Origin of the sequence: Pantoea hericii, from assembly GCF_014155795.1 — a bacterium.
Lineage (GTDB): Bacteria > Pseudomonadota > Gammaproteobacteria > Enterobacterales > Enterobacteriaceae > Pantoea > Pantoea eucalypti.
In genome coordinates, this window is sequence record NZ_SCKV01000008.1 from 164,446 (window position 1) to 179,751 (window position 15,306).

At 54.2% G+C, this 15,306-nt stretch carries 14 protein-coding genes; 9 read left to right on the forward strand and 5 right to left on the reverse strand.

Going from position 1 to position 15,306, the window contains the following annotated elements; all coding sequences use genetic code 11:
* The first annotated feature begins 126 nt into the window (after positions 1 to 126).
* Complete coding sequence (gene gorA, locus H7K52_RS17280; RefSeq protein WP_008926318.1) at positions 127 to 1,479, forward strand: glutathione-disulfide reductase; 1,353 nt, start codon at positions 127 to 129, stop codon at positions 1,477 to 1,479.
* 57 nt (positions 1,480 to 1,536) lie between these two features.
* Here gorA and H7K52_RS17285 read toward each other — a convergent pair whose 3' ends face one another.
* Entirely contained in the window at positions 1,537 to 2,667 is a 1,131-nt protein-coding gene (locus H7K52_RS17285) for an ROK family transcriptional regulator (RefSeq protein WP_003852110.1), read from the reverse strand.
* A 300-nt stretch (positions 2,668 to 2,967) separates the two neighbouring features.
* Between H7K52_RS17285 and H7K52_RS17290 the strand changes: the two genes are divergently transcribed.
* From H7K52_RS17290 to H7K52_RS17320, 7 genes are all read left to right on the forward strand, one after another.
* Positions 2,968 to 3,741, forward strand: coding sequence for an inositol monophosphatase family protein (locus H7K52_RS17290; RefSeq protein WP_008926320.1), 774 nt, complete (start codon positions 2,968 to 2,970; stop codon positions 3,739 to 3,741).
* A gap of 255 nt (positions 3,742 to 3,996) precedes the next feature.
* Positions 3,997 to 5,133: an ABC transporter ATP-binding protein gene (locus H7K52_RS17295; RefSeq protein ID WP_154926875.1), complete on the forward strand. Its 1,137-nt coding sequence runs from the start codon at positions 3,997 to 3,999 to the stop codon at positions 5,131 to 5,133.
* The gene (locus tag H7K52_RS17300) at positions 5,130 to 5,999 is read left to right on the forward strand and encodes an ABC transporter permease (RefSeq protein WP_182630263.1); all 870 of its coding nucleotides are present in this window, start codon (positions 5,130 to 5,132) and stop codon (positions 5,997 to 5,999) included. Before H7K52_RS17295 ends, H7K52_RS17300 begins: the two co-directional genes overlap by 4 nt.
* On the forward strand, positions 5,996 to 6,832 hold the full coding sequence (locus tag H7K52_RS17305; RefSeq protein ID WP_182630264.1) for an ABC transporter permease: 837 nt from the start codon (positions 5,996 to 5,998) through the stop codon (positions 6,830 to 6,832). The genes H7K52_RS17300 and H7K52_RS17305 overlap by 4 nt, the downstream gene beginning before the upstream one ends.
* Positions 6,833 to 6,863: 31 nt before the next feature.
* Positions 6,864 to 7,967, forward strand: coding sequence for an extracellular solute-binding protein (locus H7K52_RS17310; RefSeq protein ID WP_033743318.1), 1,104 nt, complete (start codon positions 6,864 to 6,866; stop codon positions 7,965 to 7,967).
* Between the two features lie 37 nt (positions 7,968 to 8,004).
* Positions 8,005 to 8,751: a glycerophosphodiester phosphodiesterase family protein gene (locus tag H7K52_RS17315; protein WP_003852105.1), complete on the forward strand. Its 747-nt coding sequence runs from the start codon at positions 8,005 to 8,007 to the stop codon at positions 8,749 to 8,751.
* Positions 8,752 to 8,948: 197 nt separating this feature from the next.
* Positions 8,949 to 10,028, forward strand: a complete 1,080-nt coding sequence (locus tag H7K52_RS17320) for a porin (protein ID WP_310736404.1) — start codon at positions 8,949 to 8,951, stop codon at positions 10,026 to 10,028.
* A 117-nt stretch (positions 10,029 to 10,145) separates the two neighbouring features.
* Here H7K52_RS17320 and H7K52_RS17325 read toward each other — a convergent pair whose 3' ends face one another.
* The 4 genes from H7K52_RS17325 to H7K52_RS17340 all read right to left on the reverse strand — a co-directional run bounded on the left by H7K52_RS17325 (position 10,146) and on the right by H7K52_RS17340 (position 14,223).
* Positions 10,146 to 11,078, reverse strand: a complete 933-nt coding sequence (locus H7K52_RS17325) for an alpha/beta hydrolase (RefSeq protein ID WP_003852102.1) — start codon at positions 11,076 to 11,078, stop codon at positions 10,146 to 10,148.
* Positions 11,079 to 11,245: 167 nt separating this feature from the next.
* Positions 11,246 to 11,590, reverse strand: coding sequence for a hypothetical protein (locus H7K52_RS17330; RefSeq protein WP_008926325.1), 345 nt, complete (start codon positions 11,588 to 11,590; stop codon positions 11,246 to 11,248).
* Between the two features lie 22 nt (positions 11,591 to 11,612).
* Entirely contained in the window at positions 11,613 to 12,959 is a 1,347-nt protein-coding gene (locus H7K52_RS17335) for a cation:proton antiporter (protein WP_003852099.1), read from the reverse strand.
* A 61-nt stretch (positions 12,960 to 13,020) separates the two neighbouring features.
* Entirely contained in the window at positions 13,021 to 14,223 is a 1,203-nt protein-coding gene (locus H7K52_RS17340; RefSeq protein ID WP_182630265.1) for an MFS transporter, read from the reverse strand.
* A gap of 93 nt (positions 14,224 to 14,316) precedes the next feature.
* Between H7K52_RS17340 and H7K52_RS17345 the strand changes: the two genes are divergently transcribed.
* The gene (locus tag H7K52_RS17345) at positions 14,317 to 15,285 is read left to right on the forward strand and encodes a LysR family transcriptional regulator (protein ID WP_182630266.1); all 969 of its coding nucleotides are present in this window, start codon (positions 14,317 to 14,319) and stop codon (positions 15,283 to 15,285) included.
* Positions 15,286 to 15,306: the final 21 nt, after the last annotated feature.

Genomic DNA, 15,306 nt, shown 5'->3' on the forward strand with positions numbered 1-15,306 from the left:
TATGCTTCCCTGTAAGCGAGTGAAAAAACAGAACCCTATTACAATCATAGGCGCAAACTTTGCGTCATTTCGACCTCCAGCGTTACACTCAACCCCAATTTTTTATGCAACCGGATGGATACTTCAATGACCCGACATTTCGACTATCTCGCCATTGGCGGCGGCAGCGGCGGCATCGCCTCAATTAACCGTGCAGCTATGTATGGCCAGAAATGTGCCCTGATTGAAGCAAAAGAGCTGGGCGGCACCTGCGTAAACGTGGGTTGCGTGCCGAAAAAAATCATGTGGCACGCTGCACAAATCGCCGAAGCTATCCATCTCTACGGGCCGGATTATGGCTTTGACACCACGGTGAATCGCTTCGACTGGGCCACACTGGTGAAAAACCGCAGCGCCTACATCGACCGCATCCATAACTCTTACGACAACGTGCTGGGTAAGAACAAGGTTGAAGTGATCAAAGGCTTTGCCCGCTTTGTCGATGCGCACAGCGTTGAAGTTAACGGCGAGATTATTACGGCTAACCATATTCTGATCGCCACCGGCGGTCGTCCGGTTCACCCCAATATTCCGGGTGCGGAGTACGGCATTGATTCCGACGGTTTCTTTGAGCTGGATGCCCTGCCAAAACGCACCGCCGTGATCGGCGCGGGCTACATCGCGGTCGAGCTGGCCGGCGTGGTAAATGCGCTGGGCTCAGAAACCCACCTGTTCGTGCGTAAACATGCACCACTGCGCAGCTTCGATCCGCTGCTTACCGAGACGCTGGTCGAAGTGATGAACACGGAAGGCCCGGCGCTGCACACCGAATCCATTCCAAAAGCCGTGATTAAAAACAGCGATGGCAGCCTGACGCTGCAGCTGGAAAACGGCAGTGAATATATTGTCGATTGTCTGGTCTGGGCGATTGGCCGTGAGCCAGCCAACGATAACCTCAACATCGAAGCTGCGGGCGTGGCGCTGAACGACAAAGGCTATATCAATGTCGACAAGTTTCAGAACACCAATGTCTCAGGCATTTATGCTGTGGGTGACAACACCGGTGCGGTTGAGCTGACACCGGTGGCGGTTGCCGCTGGCCGTCGTCTCTCTGAGCGTCTGTTTAACAACAAACCGGACGAGCATCTGGATTACAGCAATATTCCGACCGTTGTATTCAGCCATCCACCGATTGGTACCGTGGGACTGACTGAGCCACAGGCGCGCGAACAGTATGGCGATGACCAGGTGAAGGTCTACAAATCGTCGTTCACCGCTATGTACACCGCGGTCACCCAGCATCGCCAGCCGTGCCGCATGAAGCTGGTCTGTGTGGGTGCCGATGAGAAGATTGTTGGTATTCACGGCATCGGATTCGGCATGGATGAGATGCTGCAGGGCTTCGCCGTGGCACTGAAAATGGGTGCGACCAAGAAAGACTTCGATAACACCGTGGCGATCCACCCGACCGCAGCGGAAGAGTTTGTGACAATGCGCTAGTAACTCACCTCATGCGCATCCGTTACCCGCTGAAACGTTGTTCTGCGGGTAACGGCCTTAATTAAAATAGGTTTCCCGCAACGGCGTCAGTGCCGCGCCCAGTGCCGAACTGTCTCCCTCAATGGCGCTTAGCAGAATATCCGGATATTCCGCAGAAATGTCCCAGCGTTTACCCGAACACGTCCGCGGCATGGCTAAGAACATTTCGCCCAGCTTACGGGGAATTTCGCCTCCTAATATAATGGCCGCGGGATCGATCACCGCATTCATGGCATCCATTGCCCGATGCAGGTTTGGCGTTACCTCTTCTACCCACTGTTGCGCAATCGGCCAGGCCGGATCGAATTTATGATTGAGATCGCGAATATCTTTAATTTCAATACCGCCGTGACGTAACCGATCGATCAGGATCCCCAGAGCCGGCCGCAGCTTGCCCTCTTCCGGCGTAAAAATACGGCTGATCTCCCCCGCATTACCAAATGCACCCTGGAACGGTTTACCGTTAATCACGATGCCACCGCCGAATCCATAATTAAAAGAGAGATAACCAAACGTATCGTATTTCAGCCCGGCGCCTAAAAAGGCTTCAGCGTGCGCCGCCGTCGTGGCGTTATTTTCAATCCATACCGGCCGATCAAATAACATGGTAATTTCACGACGCAGATCGATCCCCATCCAGTTTTTTAAAGGTTCAGGCGGATTGAAATACTTTCGGGAATCATAAAGAAAGCCCGCCATGCTGTATCCCACACCACAGACTTTTTCTGGCGAAATACCGTATTGTTTTAAGGTATCCAGATAGTGATGTTTGATATTGAGTAAGGTACGGGCAGGGTCGCGCGGATGCGTGTCCAGTACGCAGTATTCTGTAATACCGCCCCGGAAATTAATCAGGCTGGCGGCAACACTGTCTGAGTTAATAGAGATACCGTAACCATAACGTGCATTCGCATTCAGTGATAACGACGGGCTGGGCTTGCCTCTTCCCTGGGACGGCGATTCCCCCAGGCTGAGAAAGCCATTTTCGGTCAGCGTATCAACAATACGGTGAACAGATGACTGATTCAAAATGGTTTGCGAAACCAGTGAGGAGCGGGAAATGCCATCGTTACGGCGGACAAGCTCCAGAATGAGTTTTTCACTGCGATTAAGTTCGACATCATGACCAGCGGAATATCCATGAACCACAGCGTTGTCCTCACCATATTTAATAATGGGTTCTGTTAATACCCTAGCATGCTTTTATGCATGACGAATAGTAAAGGGCCCTGCCTTTATGTTTTCGTAAAATGTGCTGATTTTCAGCCTCTCCTGCCCTGCTTATCGCGATCATAAAAGCATCATAATAGTGAAACATAGCAGAGAGACACTCTAATATCATGCAGTGAGCATTATATTAAAAGCGAGCCTGATGTCCGGATGGGTATTTTCGCTGTGCACTGGGTTTTGCCTCCATACACACGCTTCTTTTTATGCATCAGGTAAACAATGGAAACGCGCTTAAAGGTTGCTGAACGTATCGCACAAGAGGCTTCACTTTTGGCTCTGGACTATTTCAGACAGCTGAGTGAATTAGAGGTCTGCGAAAAAAGGCCGCAGGATGTCTTCAGTGAAGCCGATCGGGAAGTGGAAAATCTGATCCGGCAGCGTCTGGGAGATCATTTCCCACAGGATCCTGTTATCGGTGAAGAGTATGGCGGTGAGCTCAGCGCCAGCTACTGGTCTGTTGATCCTATTGATGGGACCAGTAACTTCCTGCGCGGCTCGTCATTGTGGGGGATTTCTGTTGGCTATGTGCAGGATGGCGAGCCGGTTATGGGCGTGATCGTCCATCCCGTTTTAAACCTCATGCTGAGCGGCGGCAAAGAGAGAGGTGTTTATCTGAATGGTGAACCCTTTGAACGGCCTGTGATCGCCGGGGGGCTTAAAACCGTGGCGATTGGCGACAGTCCATCATGGGATTTCACCCATCAGCTCTGTATTGAAAAGGCCTATCGGGACGACGGCTGGAATGTTGTGCGCTATCGCTGTGCCACCGTCGGTTTAACCTTTAGCGTGCTGGGTTACGTCGACGGTTATCAGGAATGTTTTAGCAGCATGTGGGACGTTTCTGCGGGCTATGCCCTCTGTAAAGCGGCGGGACTGGATGCGCATCTTGCCGGCACACAGGAAAAAAGCAGCACACATGTGAGTGTCGGCACGCCCGAAATGAACCGCCTTTCTGCCCGGTTTATCCCTTATCCTCGATTTACGCCTGCCTGACCACGCATTGCCCCGGACTTACCTTATCACTGCATTTCAGGACAGCGTCTCCCCGCTGCCCTGCCCGCTGTGTGCGCTCTGCCAGAGCATCTTAACCCTCTGAACTTAATATTAATCATAATGCATTAAAATAATTAGCGCGTTAAACATACGATTTCAAATAAACCTTACATTAACCTGTTAAATATAGGTTTTAAAAACTTAATAAATTCTTAACCTCTCTGAAATTGCTTAAATTCACTACGCCTGATTATTATGCGAATCGCATTAATTGAGAAATCCCTGGCATTTTATGACGGAGCAGACCACGTGAACACGCTAGAAATCCACAATGCCATGCTGACATTTGACGATTTTGTCGCGCTGAACGGCATTTCACTGCAGGCCAAAAAAGGGCAATTTGTTTCCCTGCTTGGCCCCTCTGGCTGTGGCAAAACCACGCTGCTTAAAGTCATTGCCGGCTTTTACAGTCTTGATAGTGGCGAAGTACTGATCCACCAGCAGGACATGCATCATGTCAAACCTGAACATCGCGACACGGCGATGTGCTTTCAGTCCTATGCGCTTTTTCCTCACCTTTCCGTTGCTGAAAATATCGGTTTTGGCCTCAGGCAGATGAAGATGGCAAAAACGGATATTCACGATCGCGTAGCGCAGACCGCTGCTCAGGTATCACTCAATGCGCATTTGCCTAAACTGCCGGCGCAGTTATCCGGCGGTCAGCAGCAGCGCGTGGCGCTTGCCAGAGCGCTGGCCGTGCGTCCGGAAATCGTGTTGTTTGATGAGCCGCTGTCAAATCTGGATGCCAAATTACGGGACAAGGTACGACTGGAGATCAGACAGCTTCAGCGCTCCCATGGATTTACCGCCATTTATGTTACCCATGACCGTGCAGAAGCCCTGTCGATGTCTGACGTTGTGGTGGTCATGAATGCCGGAAAGATCGAACAAATCGGTACGCCGGATGAGATCTATTATTCCCCGATAAACCGCTTTGTCGCCGGTTTTGTCGGTCAGGCTAACGTGATGGAAGCCCGCGTACTGGACGGAGATAGCAGCAGCGGTATTTATCGTATTGCGTGTGTCATGGGCGAAATGGAAATACACAGTCACCAGCCGCCCGTCTCGGACAAGGTCTATACCTTCTGGCGTCCTGAGGATGCCCTGCTGAGCGAACAGGATACGGGGAAAAACACCCGGGCTTTTGAGATCGGTGCCGTGAGTTTTCTTGGCAATATTTCTGAACTCCAGGTTCATCCGATTGGGCATGAAGAAACAGACTATCAGTGGTGTATCCAGTTAGTCGGCAAAAACACCATACAGGAAGGTGATCGGGTTAACTTCTCCATTGCGCCAGACAGAATCCGTTTTTTACAGGAAAGCTGTTCATGAAAATGCGCAACCGCAACAGGCTTAGCTGGCTGCTGGTTTTGCCTGCCGTCGCGCCGGTCGTGCTGACGCTGGTGCTGATTGTCATCATGGCGCTGGCGCAGTCCGTTGGTCTGTTTAATTTTGGCGCGCCGGCGCATTTCACACTTCAGTACTGGCAAACCATCCTGAACGACAGTCAGCTTTGGCGCGCGACAGGCTATTCACTCAAAATTGGCGTCATCAGTGCCGTTCTGTCCGTCGCGCTGGCGCTCCCGCTGGCACTGTGGCTGAGAAAACCCTTTCCCGGCTCAATGCTGATGGGCGGTTTGCTTAAAGCCCCGCTGATGGTGCACGGACTGGTTGCCGCGCTGCTGTTTATCAATCTGATTTCCTGGCAGGGTTTTATTAACCTGGGCTTGCTCAAGCTGGGGATCATCTCTCACCCCATCAGGATGCAAAATGACCGCTGGGGAACGGGCGTGATTATTTTGCAGGTCTGGAAACAGCTTCCCTATGCGCTGCTGATTATTACCGGCAGCCTGCGCGTGATTGGTGACGAAATTTTTAATGCCGCGCGGGATTTGGGTGCCGGCAGAGCTGCCCGGCTGTTACAGATCATTCTGCCTTTATCTATCAAGTCCGTTCAGGTGTCGCTGGTGCTGATTTTCATCGGTGCATTAGGTGACTTTTCATTCCAGGTCGTTGCGGGGCCGACCAGCGTGTTCTCTCTTTCGCAATACATGCTGCGCTTCCCCGAAATCAGCGCCCAGGGCTGGAATCTTGCCGCGGTTGTCGCCGTGATTTTAATGCTGGCGGCTTTTGTCGGTGCAGTCGTGCTTGCCGCCCTGGCGAAGTGGCTACAACAAGCCGGAGAACAGCGATCATGAAAGCCAGAGAGACCTTATCCCCGCTGCGAATCGTCATGATGATCATTATCACCGCCCTGTTTATGCTGTGGCTGGTCATTCCCTTTATGTTGACCGTCCTGTGGTCACTGGTCGATAAAACCCATCCGTGGGCATGGCCAGATGCGCTGCCGCCGGTTGTCTCACTGGGCCGTTGGGTGGAAGTCTGGACCACGACCGCGTTACCGCAGGCGCTCAGGAACAGCTATTTACTGGCGGCAACCGTCTCCGTCTGCACGCTGATGCTGTCTCTGCCTGCCGCGTGGGCGTTTGGCAGAATGTCGTTTACGGGCAAACATTTTTTACAGAATGCGATCTTATTGCCGCTTATCGTTCCGGGCTTTGTCGTGGCACTGTTTTTTTCCATGTTGCTTAACGTGGCGGGCATTCACAGCCGGTTTGGCGGCATTTTGCTGGGGCATATTATTATCCTGATGCCTTATGCCGTGCGCATTCTCACCCTGTCGTTTTCGCAGATACGCCAGGACACGCTTGATGCGGCACGGGATATGGGCGCTTCGGTGATAAACCGTTTTTTAGTCGCCTGCCTGCCCACCATCAGGCCGGGAATATTTGCCGCACTAATTATTGTTTTTACGTTATCAATAGAAGAGTTCGCCATAAGTTTTATTGTTGGCTCACCCGATTTTATTACCGTCCCGGCCATTCTCTATTCTTATCTGGGTTATAACTTTATTCGACCCAATGCGGCGGTCATTTCTTTAATGCTGGTTGTGCCAAATGTCATTTTAATGCTGATTGCAGAAAAATTACTGACAAGAAATCCTGTCGCCGCCTTTGCAGGAAAAGGCTGACAGTCTTTAATTCGCGTTATTGGGGAAACATATGTTCAGATTCGTTGCTGCAATATTATTGCTGGCCGGGGCTTTCTGTAGCCAGGCTCAGGATTTAACTACGATGAACTGGGAACAGATTGTCGAACAGGCGAAAAAAGAAGGGGAATTAACCTGGTATCAATGGTATTACCAGGACCGTTTAAAAGAGCAGGTCAGCCTGTTTGAAAAACAGTACGGTATTAACGTTACCCTCTCTGAGGGCACACTACAGGGTAATATTAATAAACTCATGGCAGACCGGGGACGGGATACGGGTGACATTGATCTGTTTTCGATTGGCGGCGGGGCATTCGGGACCGTATCACCTCAGAAAACGTTTTTTGGCCCGATTAATACACTGCTGCCGGCAGGCAAAACCCTGAACTACACCATTGAGGGAACGGACAGTAAAGGCTATGGCGTGGCATTTTGGGGCAACCAGACCGGTCTGGCCTACGATTCGCGCCGCCTGAAAGAAAGTGAGTTACCGCGAACATTGCCGCAGATTACGGCCTTTCTGCAGCGTCATCGTCAGGAGTTTGGCTTCAACGTTGAAAACGGCGGATCCGGCCCGGCCTTTATTGAATCGGTGACGCGCACACGGGTACCGGGTTTTGATTTCACGAAAGGCGATGCGGATCTAAAAAGCCTGACGGCTCTGCAGCCGGCCTGGAACTGGTTCAAACAGCAGCGCCCCAACTACATCATTACGGCCTCCAACGCCGACAGCGTCACCCGGCTGGTCAGCGGTGAATTCCTGCTGGTCCCCGCCTGGGAAGATTATCTGGTGGGATTAGAAAACCACGGTGAAGTCCCGAAAACGATCCGGCTCTATATCCCCGATTTCGGCATGCCCGGCGGCGGAAATATGGTGGCGATACCTGTAAACGCCCCCCATAAAGCGGCAGCGTTGCTGTTTATCCACTGGCTGACGCTGCCCACCACCCAACGGCTGTTTCAGCAGGTTTATGGCATTACGCCTCAAAACAAAGACGTAAATCGTGATGCCGGACTGATTAACAGCAAAGAGCGTATCCATGGCACCCAGTTCATGCCTAAACCGCTGGGTGATGAAGTCAGAACCGAATTTTCTAACCAGGTTTTGCTCAGGTAGACCTGCGATATCACCCTAACAGAAGGTAACGCCAATAATGTCGACCCAAAAACACCCTGCACGTGTAGTGAACTCCCGTCTGATTGCCCATCGGGGAGCACCGCTACTGGCACCGGAAAACACGCTACCTTCGTTTCTGGCGGCGGTGGAACACGGCGCAACGTGGATAGAGGTGGATGTCAAACTCACCAAAGATATGCACCCGGTCATTATTCATGACGATTCCGTAAACAGGACAACGAATGGCAAAGGCTATGTGGCGAATCTGACCCTGGATGAGATCCGGTCGCTGGAGGCTGGCGTATGTTACGGCCACCTTTTCAGGGGCGTGAAAGTGCCTACACTGGCTGAAACAGTCGGCTTTGTACTGGATAAAGGCGTCGGGCTACAACTGGAAATCAAACCCACCTCCGGGCAGGAAGTGGAGACGGCGGAGATTGCGATCGCTCAGTTGAAATCACTGTGGCCAGCAAGCGAGAAGAAATTATTCATCAGCAGTTTTTCTGAGATTTCGCTGCAGGTTGCCGCACGGCTTATGCCTGACGTACCCCGCGGGCTGGCGGTTTGCGTCCCGCCGAAAGACCCCGCGGCGCTTCTCGCCAGAACAGGTTGCCAGATCCTGCATTTCCTGGGTGACTTCGCGACAGACGAAGACCTGGCGCGACTGGCCCGTTCAGGTATTGAATTCGCGATTGCCACGATCAATGACCCGGTTCTTGCCCGAAAATATATTGATGCGGGCGCGCAAACCGTATTAAGCGATATACCTGACTTAGCCTTTTAATAAAAAATCACCAGGAAATACGCTACCAGAATGTAATAACACCAGGGAAAGTCATTATAAAAAATGGCCATAACCTTTATGGCCGATATCACCATTTCATGATTTATCGATTAAACAATACGAATGTGAGATTGAAATAAATACCGTCCTGAGCGGTAACTTCCTCATGCTTCAGCTAACTGAAAAGGGCAGATGATATGCACAATAAAATAAAAACAGCCGCGCCGTATGCAATGTTTTTCATGGTCTCATTCTCTGCATGCTCCGCTGGAATTTATAATAAAGATGGAAATAAGCTCGACCTGTACGGTAAAGTCGATGCGCGCCATGTTTTCTCAGATAATATTGCAGAAGATGGCGACAACTCTTATGCACGCCTGGGTTTTAAAGGTGAGACGCAAATTAATGATCAGCTTACCGGTTATGGTCAATGGGAATACAATTTCCAGCTGAATCACAGTGAAGGCGGTAGCGACGCGCAAACGGGGAATGCCACACGTTTAGGCTTTGCAGGTCTGAAAATGGTCGACTTCGGCTCGTTCGATTATGGCCGTAGCTTTGGGGTACTGTATACCGCCTCCGCCTATACGGATATGGCACCGGTCTACGGTTCCGGCACCATGACCACTAACGATAACTTCCTGTCAAAACGCTCAACCGGCCTCGCGACCTGGCACTCTCCGGAGTGGGGTGGATTAAAGCTAACCCTGCAGTATCAAGGGAAAAATGACCGCGCAACCGCCAGACTGGCTAACGGGGATGGTTACGGTGCTGGCCTGACTTACAACATTACCGATGGACTGAGCATTGCGGCGGCAGGGATGAAAGCAAAACGGACGCTGACTCAGCAAGCTGACGGTCAGGGAGACGATGCCACCGCCTGGGTAACCTCTGCAAAATATGATGCCAGCCAGATCTATCTGGCCGCCATGTATGGCGAAGCCAGTGACGTTACGCCTTATGGACAGCTGGCACAGGTCGCTGACAAAACCCATAACGTTGAGGCAATTGCGCAGTATCAGTTCCTGAATGGTTTGCGCCCTTCAGTCGGTTTTGTCACGCAGCGTGGCGAAAACCTGCAGGGCGCAGGAATTTTTGCCGGGGGCAGTCAGACGATGCAGAAATATATTGCGGTGGGCACCTATTACTATTTCAACAAGAACATGCTGACCTACGTGGACTATCGCATTAACCTGCTGAAGGAAAACGACTTTACGCGTGCCACCGGCATTTCGACGAAAGACAGTATCGCTATGGGCCTGACCTATCAGTTTTAATCAGGCGGCCTCTGCCTGCACACAAGCTTTAACCTGTGTCGCTTCAATCCTGAAAATCGCTACTGTCGCGAGGCCGGCGAATGCCGGCTTTTTTTACGTCAGTCGCAAGGGGAAGGGTTACAGGGATGAGTCGTGCATGCCCAGGTATGCAACCTGACGGAGGTTTTCCAGCCACTTAACATACGCCTGATCCCATAACGCCGCGGGCGTGCCCGCCTTGCCAAGACCAAATCCATGTCCGCCTTTGCTGATTTGAATCAGCTCAACCGGCACGCGGTTGCGGCGACAGGTGTCGCGCATCAGCTCGGTGTTAAACGGATTTGAGGTGTGATCGTCCTCGGCCTGCGCCAGAAACGTGGGCGGATATTGCCGGGTGACATAGTTCTGCACTGACCAGTTCGCCTCATCCTGCGGCGTGGCATTTTTGCCGACCATCATCAGATGGGTATTAGTGTGCTGATAAGGCGCTTCCAGGGTAATAACCGGATAGATCAGGCCAACACTGTCGACTTTCGGCACCACTTCATCCAGCGGATCGATGGCCGGATACGATGCAAAATCTGGCCGCGCCGCCGCCAATCCCAGCAGATGTCCACCTGCCGAGAAGCCCAGTGCATGCACTTTGCGCTCAAAAGATCGCACCAGCCGGATGGCACGCTGCGCATCCTGCAGCGGTGCCAGCCGTCCCGCCTGCCACTTCTCATGCGGCAACCGGTAGCTGAGCACATAGGCGGTATAGCCACTGGCATTGAGCCAGCGCGCCACCGGCCAGGCTTCGCGGCCCATACCGATCCAGCGATAACCGCCGCCTGCAGCGATTAATACGGCTTCACCATTGGGGTTTTCCGGTTTAAAGCGCTGAATGGCCGGACTGACGATATTTGACCAGGAACCGGTGCTGTTAATATTTAACTGGCCGGATGGGCCGCCGCCGCCGGGCGGATCATCCGGCCAGAGGGGAATAATGTCATCGCGGGCAAATAATTTGCCGGTGGTCATGGAGAGCCCGAGCGCTCCCGTGCCGAGAATAAAGCGTCGACGCGTAATCATAATGCCTGTTGTGTGAAGCCCGAAATGTCAGCAAACCGTTGCGGTAGGCTAAAGAAGTATGAACAAATGCAAGTCTGGTGCACTGGCTGGCGATTATGTACGCAACAGCCCCTGAAAAGCCATAAAAAAACGCGCCCGGCAGGCGCGTTTTATTTCATTCCGTCTGGTTAATCTTCCTGCTGGAACTGCGCCATCACGGCCTGTTCACACTGCTGTTCGTTGACGCGCAGTTTGGCTCGCTCATCGTCCCCCAGTTGCAGCCAGGCACTGGCCACTTCACGCGCAGACTCTTCGTCGAATTCGGGCTGATTCATCGCCGACGGTGACTGGCCGCCCGCCACGGTCGATTTCATCTGCTCAACGTAATGATCTGCAGTGGCGACCTTTTTCTCACCGCTGACGATGTGGCATAACTGACTGGCGTAAACATTCTGCTCAGTGTCAGTGTCATCCGCCGCCAGCGCGCTACCGGTGGCGAGGATACTCAGCAGCACTATCTGAGTTACTTTCATTCTTAACTCCTGTTCGTTCGGGTTAAACCTTGCGCTGAAGGGCTTCGAGGCGCTTCTGACGCCAGTTCAGCAGCGGCGTTACGGTGGTGCCGTGAACCACCACGCTGCAGACCACCAGCGTTAACGCCATATTGGTCATAATTTCCATCTGCGGGCCTTGCATCCCGTGCGTCCAGGCATAGGCGATGTAGTTCAGACTGCCAATCCCCCGGATGCCCAGCCAGCCAATCAGCAGACGCTGCCCCAGCGGCAGTCCGGCTCGCATTGTTACCAGCCAGACGGCCAGCGGTCGCACCACCGCAAACAGCACCAGGCCAATCAGCACGCCGTAGATGTTCCAGTGCTGCGCCAGTGTGACGCCCAGCACCACCATCATGCCAGCCGCCAGTAAACGTTCAATAGTATCGCCAAAAGAGAGGGCGTCGCCTACTACAAACCCAATCGATTTGACCATATTCGTGCCGCCCTGATGCGCCAGACGCATGTTAGGATTTACCAGCGCCTCAGAGGGCAATATACGCTCGTCGTCAGAGAGATCGTCCGGCTGATGGCGACGGAACACGCCCAGTTCTGCGCGGCGTAATCCCAGCCCGGCGGCAAAGGCAGCCAGGAAGCCGGAAGCACCCAGCCACTCCACCAGTGAATAACTCAGTGCTATCAGCGCCAGCGCCAGAAAATCATTGGGTGCGACATCGCCATTGGCATTGCGCAGTCGGGTCGCCAGCATGCCGATCAACTGCCCCAGCACAAAACCGATGACAAGACCGCCGCCAATCGCCCAGAGCACTTCGACCGCGCCCCAGTGCGCCAGCATCGCGCCATTCAGGCTTTCGCCATTGAACAGCAGCAGCGCCAGCATCAGCAGTGGTAATGCGGAGCCGTCGTTCATGCCCGCCTCGCTGGATATTGCCACACGCAGCGAGTCATCATCCTGCGCATCATTGACCGAGATTAAGCTCGCCAGCACCGGATCGGTGGGTGCGACAATCGCCCCAAACGCCAGCGCAATCGGCCAGTCTAATCCCACAAGGAAGTGTGCCAGCAGGGTCATCGCGGCGACGGTGAGCAACATGGCGGGAAAGGCCAGCTTCAGCCCGGTGTGCCAGCAGTTGTTCTGCAGCGGCTGACGCAGCTTGAGACCGGTGATAAACAGCGAGGCTGCCATGGTGATTTCAGTGATGTGGGCCACGGCTTCGGAATGGGTAACGATATCAAGGTGGATAACATCAAATCCCCACGGGCCGCACAGCATACCCGCGATCAGAAACAGGCCAAATGAGGTAACTGGCCCCCGGTGAATCCAACCGGAAGCCAGCGACATCAGCAGCAGGAGGCCGCCCGTCGCTGCTGTCCAGGCTAAAAAGTTCATAACACTCCAGAATATTTCGGGTTTATGAATAAGCCTGGCACATTTTTTGACGGGCGAGGTGTCAGTTTTTCAGGTGACCACTGGCGAAGCGGACCGCGACAGCGGCTGCACCAGCTATGGTGGCGAGTGCAACCACGCCATTCCAGCCCCAGTGTGCCAGCGCCAGACTGCCCAGCACCGCACCGGTCGCCATACCGATAAACACCACGGTAAACAGCAGGGCATTAAGGCGACTACGTGCTTCCGGGGCCAGGCCGTAGACCAGCGTCTGATGCGCCACCAGCGTGGCCTGTACGCCTAAATCAAAGCCGATAGTACAGACGACTATCAGCGCCAGCTGCGCCGGCATGGGCAGTAATGGCAGCAGGAACATCAGCGCAAAAGAGATCGTCACCAGCGCGGCACCCGCCTGCGTGACCCTTGCCGGACCAATGCGGTCAGCAAAACTGCCCGCCAGCGGTGCCGCCATGGCGCCCGCTGCACCGGCTAAACCAAAGGCTCCGGCAACGGCACTGTCCAGATGAAAGCGGTCGCTAAGCATTAACGCCAGTGTCGACCAGAAGGCGCTGAAGGCCACTGACAGCAGACCCTGCGCCAGCGCGGCCCGGCGCAGCGTCTGGTGGTGACGCCACAGATGCACCAGCGACAGCAGCAGGCGCGGGTAGCTTACCGAGGTACCCGGTGTGAAGCGCGGCAGCACACGCCACAGCGTCAGCGTAATCAGCAGCACCGCCAGCGCGGCAATCATATACATGGTGCGCCAGCCGAAATACTCCGCCACCACCCCACTGACCACCCGCGACAAGAGGATGCCGACCAGCAGCCCGGTCATCACCGTGCCGACCGTTTTACCCCGGCTGCGTTCCGGGGCCAGCGCCGCCGATGCAGGCACAATATCCTGCGCCACCGTAGCCGTCAGGCCGGTGATAAAACTGGCAATCAGCAGCGCGCTGAGCCCACCGGAAAAACCACACAGCAGCAGCGCTGCCACCAGCAGTAAGCCCTTGATAAAGATAATGGTGCGACGGTCATGACGATCGCCCAGTGGCGCCAGCAGCAGAATGCCCAGGGCATAGCCCGCCTGAGTCAGCATCGGCACCATACCGACTGCGCCAATGCCTGCGTTAAACTGTTTGCTGATGATATCCAGCATCGGCTGGCTGTAGTAAATCGACGCAACGCTGAGTCCGGCACCCGCGGCCAGGGTAAACACCAGCGGTGTGGAGAGCGATTCATTTTGAGTCTGGGTTGATATGGCTGACATGCTGTAATCCTCTTCATTTCGTACAACCATTAAAGCGCATCGCGGTTATACGCGGTAGACTGATATCAGGCAAAACCGTTATGCGTGGTACGTATGAACAATCCTAACAGCAGCGATCGCATCGACCTGATGCAGACCTTTATCCGTATCGTCGAGAGTGGCAGCTTATCGGCCGCCGCGGCCCAGCTGCGTACGACACAACCTACCGTCAGCCGTCGGCTGCAGACCCTTGAGCAGCGGCTGGGGCTGAAGCTGATCCTGCGCACCACGCATGCGCTGAAACTCACCGATGATGGTGAACGCTGCTACGCCCAGGCACGGCAGCTGCTGGCGACCTGGCATACGCTGGAAGATGAGCTGACCGGCGCCAGTGCCGATCCGGTCGGTACACTGCGGGTTCGTGCCCCGCACGCCTTTGGCCAGGATCAGCTGATCGCCCCACTGGTGGACTATCTGCATCGCTATCCCCGGCTCAATATTGAGTGGATGCTGAACGATCGCACGCCCGACTTTATGGCCGAGAATGTCGACTGCGCCATTCAGGTCGGTGCGCCAACCGATCCCTCGGTGGTGGCGGTTCTGCTGGCCGAAGTGCCGCGCATTGTGGTGGCGGCCCCGCACCTGCTGGCACAGTATCCGCCCATAGCGCAGATTGAACAGCTGCGTGATCTGCCATGGCTGGCCCTCACCAGTTTTTACCGTAACGAAGTGGCATTGCAAAAGATTGACGATGGCCAGCCAGTGAATCTGGCGATTACGCCACGGCTGAGCAGTGACAGTTTATATGCGGTGCGCAAAGCGGCGCTGGCGGGCATGGGTGCGGCAATTGTCTCCTCCTGGGCGGTCCAGGAAGATTTAGCCGATGGCGACCTGGTTCAGCTGGTGCCTGCGTGGCAGGCACCACCGCTGCCGGTGTGGCTGACTTATCCCTGGGCGAGTTACTACCCGGCCAGGCTGCAACACTTTTTTGCGATGATTAAAGAGGTGATGCCGCAACTGGCGGGCACGCGTCCGGCGTCGCAGCCAGCAGGTCGTTCAGGGAAAACAGATCGGAAAGGATAACGCAGAGGCCCGCGTCAGCGG

What these genes read in the sequence shown, in the direction of transcription:
- gorA (WP_008926318.1), top strand. Translation starts at nt 127, where the DNA reads ATGACCCGACATTTCGACTATCTCGCCATTGGCGGCGGCAGCGGCGGC.
- H7K52_RS17290 (WP_008926320.1), top strand. Translation starts at nt 2,968, where the DNA reads ATGGAAACGCGCTTAAAGGTTGCTGAACGTATCGCACAAGAGGCTTCA.
- H7K52_RS17295 (WP_154926875.1), top strand. Translation starts at nt 3,997, where the DNA reads ATGCGAATCGCATTAATTGAGAAATCCCTGGCATTTTATGACGGAGCA.
- H7K52_RS17300 (WP_182630263.1), top strand. Translation starts at nt 5,130, where the DNA reads ATGAAAATGCGCAACCGCAACAGGCTTAGCTGGCTGCTGGTTTTGCCT.
- H7K52_RS17305 (WP_182630264.1), top strand. Translation starts at nt 5,996, where the DNA reads ATGAAAGCCAGAGAGACCTTATCCCCGCTGCGAATCGTCATGATGATC.
- H7K52_RS17310 (WP_033743318.1), top strand. Translation starts at nt 6,864, where the DNA reads ATGTTCAGATTCGTTGCTGCAATATTATTGCTGGCCGGGGCTTTCTGT.
- H7K52_RS17315 (WP_003852105.1), top strand. Translation starts at nt 8,005, where the DNA reads ATGTCGACCCAAAAACACCCTGCACGTGTAGTGAACTCCCGTCTGATT.
- H7K52_RS17320 (WP_310736404.1), top strand. Translation starts at nt 8,949, where the DNA reads ATGCACAATAAAATAAAAACAGCCGCGCCGTATGCAATGTTTTTCATG.
- H7K52_RS17325 (WP_003852102.1), bottom strand. Translation starts at nt 11,078, where the DNA reads ATGATTACGCGTCGACGCTTTATTCTCGGCACGGGAGCGCTCGGGCTC.
- H7K52_RS17330 (WP_008926325.1), bottom strand. Translation starts at nt 11,590, where the DNA reads ATGAAAGTAACTCAGATAGTGCTGCTGAGTATCCTCGCCACCGGTAGC.
- H7K52_RS17335 (WP_003852099.1), bottom strand. Translation starts at nt 12,959, where the DNA reads ATGAACTTTTTAGCCTGGACAGCAGCGACGGGCGGCCTCCTGCTGCTG.
- H7K52_RS17340 (WP_182630265.1), bottom strand. Translation starts at nt 14,223, where the DNA reads ATGTCAGCCATATCAACCCAGACTCAAAATGAATCGCTCTCCACACCG.
- H7K52_RS17345 (WP_182630266.1), top strand. Translation starts at nt 14,317, where the DNA reads ATGAACAATCCTAACAGCAGCGATCGCATCGACCTGATGCAGACCTTT.